The 3,039-nt window shown below is 39.3% G+C and carries 2 protein-coding genes; both read left to right on the forward strand.

Features of this window, described 5'->3' with window-relative positions; all coding sequences use genetic code 11:
* Positions 1 to 920 precede the first annotated feature (920 nt).
* Positions 921 to 1,640: an ABC transporter ATP-binding protein gene (locus tag KHB02_RS29465; RefSeq protein WP_213148126.1), complete on the forward strand. Its 720-nt coding sequence runs from the start codon at positions 921 to 923 to the stop codon at positions 1,638 to 1,640.
* On the forward strand, positions 1,637 to 2,389 hold the full coding sequence (locus KHB02_RS29470; protein WP_213148099.1) for an ABC transporter permease: 753 nt from the start codon (positions 1,637 to 1,639) through the stop codon (positions 2,387 to 2,389). Before KHB02_RS29465 ends, KHB02_RS29470 begins: the two co-directional genes overlap by 4 nt.
* The last annotated feature ends 650 nt before the right edge of the window (positions 2,390 to 3,039 follow it).

Raw genomic sequence — 3,039 nt, forward strand, 5'->3', positions numbered from 1 at the left:
GGGCCCCGGTAAAAATAAGCGGTCTATTCTGCCCGTGAGTGCCAGGAAAGTAGGGCATCGGTAAAAATAAACGGTCTATTCTGCCTGTGAGCGCAAAAAAAGTAGCCCACCGGTAAAAATAAGCGCTACTATTTTTCCTGTGAGCTCAAGAATAGCAGCCTCCAGCTTCTTAAAATGCATTTTTCAGTGGTCATGGACGGTTCCTGCGCTTCAATTTAATGGCATTAAAATCCTTGAGCGACAAAAGTCATGATTGTTATCCTGTTTTCTTCTAAATTACTCTATTGGCGTAGGTAATTGGTTCTACTTATCCAATATTATCGAAATTTTACAGATTTATAGTTTATTAGGGACACTAAATATGTTAGTATTCGGAATAATTGAATTATTACAGGAGAATAGGAAACTTTCTGCATAACTTGCATTGGTACCGTTGAGAATTAGCTGTTATTATTCATTGATGATTTTCATCTAGGTATGAGAATTCATTGGCGGAGAAATTCCGGCTAATGTATAAAAGGAAGCTTAAAAAGCGGATATAAGCGGACATATTCCGATTAACAGCTCTGAATAAGACAAAATCCAAAGATTCGGATCATATAAACGGAAAAACTTCCTTTATTTTTAAGGAAATATGGGTATTTCCCAATATAAAGGGAATTTCACCGTTTATTTTTCAAACACTGTGAAATCAACGTTCAGTTGTTTTATAAAATTAAATCCACAAGAATAAAAACCAAACCCGTTAAACTAATTGCTATTGCTTCATTAAGCACTATTGTTGAGACACACAATAGAAGGAAAGCGTGAACTAGCAAACGGGAGCGAATGTTTGGTAAGATTGCCTAAGGGATGCCTGTCACCTAAATGAAAAATGAGGCAGAAGAACCGTCCCCATGCATCATAAGGAAGTGAACGGAATGAAACCAGCTATACAATTTCATAATGTTAATTACTCTATTGATGGTCAGCCAATTTTGAGGAATATTTCAGGGGCTTTTTATGATGGGGAGATTACGACTTTGGTGGGGCCTTCGGGGGCTGGGAAGACGACGCTGCTTAAGTTGTGCAATGGGCTGTTGTCGCCAAACGATGGAGACATTATCGTGCATGATCAAAACATCAATGAGTATGACCCCGTGGAATTGCGGCGGAAGGTTGGGATGGCGCTTCAAAGTGCGCCGATGATAGATGGAAGTGTACATAAAAACTTGGCACTGCCCCTGGAGTTGCAAGGGAAACGGCTTTCAGATGTACAAGCCGTAGATTTATTAAATGACGTAGGTTTGTCAGAGGATTTTCTAAAAAGAAACAGCAAGGAATTATCAGGTGGGCAGCGTCAGAAAGTATCGATCGCCCGCACGTTGGTGAATCACCCGCAAATATTATTACTCGATGAAATTACTTCGTCTCTCGATCAAGTTTCGCAGAAGGAAATTGAGGAACTGATTGTCAAAATCAACCGGAAATATGGTACGACGATTGTTTGGATCACACACAACTTAAAACAGGCTTTACATGTCGGGACGTATACCTGGGTGATGATGGCAGGGGAAATCGTTGAAACGGGAAAAAGTGATTTATTAATATCGCCAAGCAATGAGCGGGTACAGCAGTTTGTGAAGGGGGAATTGGGATGAGCACGATGGCCTTAATTTTTTCTCTCATTTTCGTTCTTATTCCCATCGTATTATCGAAGACATTGAATCTTGGCTTGGAAAAAGATGCGACGATCGCCGTCATCCGCTCCATCATCCAATTGCTTGTTGTGGGCTATATTCTTAAATTTGTGTTCGACTCCGAAAGCATTATTTATATATTCTTAATGGTTGCGGTGATGATTATTGCAGCGACTTTAAATGCCCGTAAAAAAGGAGCAGCAATTAAAGGAATTACGTGGAAAATTGCTGTTACGTTAATTTTTATTGAAGTGTTAACTCAAAGCATCTTACTCGGGTTTAATATTACACCCCATACCGCCCAATATATCATCCCAATCAGCGGAATGATGATTGGCAATGGAATGGTGCTGGCCATCCTGTTTCTTAATCGATTTATTGCGGAGACCGAATCCCATCAGGACCAGACAGAACTGATCCTATCTCTTGGCGGAACACCTAAACAGGCCGTACATACCCAGTTGATGATCTCCATCAAAGCAAGTATGATTCCAACAATTGAGAGTCAAAAAACGATTGGACTGGTTCAGCTCCCTGGGATGATGAGCGGCCAAATTATTGCAGGTGCGAGCCCTGTTCAGGCCGTTCAATTCCAGCTGCTCGTGCTGTTCCTGCTTCTAACGACAGCATCCATCACAAGTATCATGCTTGGGTTCTTGTCCTACCCAACGATGTTTAACAAACAGATGCAGGTAGTGAGAAGTAAATAATGATGCATGGGGACGGTTCTACTGCCTCAAAGTGAGGCGGAAGAACCGTCCCTGTGCTTTACAATTCCAATATTGAAATTTATTCTTTTACTTTCAACGTCAACAGCATTCCTTTTTTTACTGTGGCCATGAAGATTTGCGTATCGGCGGATTTAACATTTTCTAATTGATTGATCAGTTTTTCGGGGCTTTCGTTTGGTGGCGAATCTCGAAACTGTTCGTCCTCCATTCTTATTATGAGACAATCTAATAGGGTGAAATTACCAGTTGAAATCCATGTGTAAAAAGTATATATTATTACTCCAGTCACTTTTTTTGGTGACGAAATACATTAGGATATGAAACAATAATGTTTTTATCTTGATTAAATGAAAAAAACTTTTAGTTGAATTATAGTACCAATGGTGTTATGATGTAAAAGTCGCTTTTGAAAAGAGCGTTCAAGTCAATCGCAATTGGAAATAATTGATGGTTGATAGATTGTAAGAAACGCGATACAATATAATTCCTGTCGCTTTTACGAGTGACAAAGATAGTTCTTTGAAAACTAAACAAACAAAAACGTCAACAAACAATAATGATCATGTTTCTTCTATTTAATATAGTTAAACATGAGCCAACGTAACATTTTTGAGCTAATCAACTCAACT

Origin of the sequence: Neobacillus citreus (assembly GCF_018343545.2) — a bacterium.
Lineage (GTDB): Bacteria > Bacillota > Bacilli > Bacillales > Cytobacillaceae > Neobacillus > Neobacillus citreus.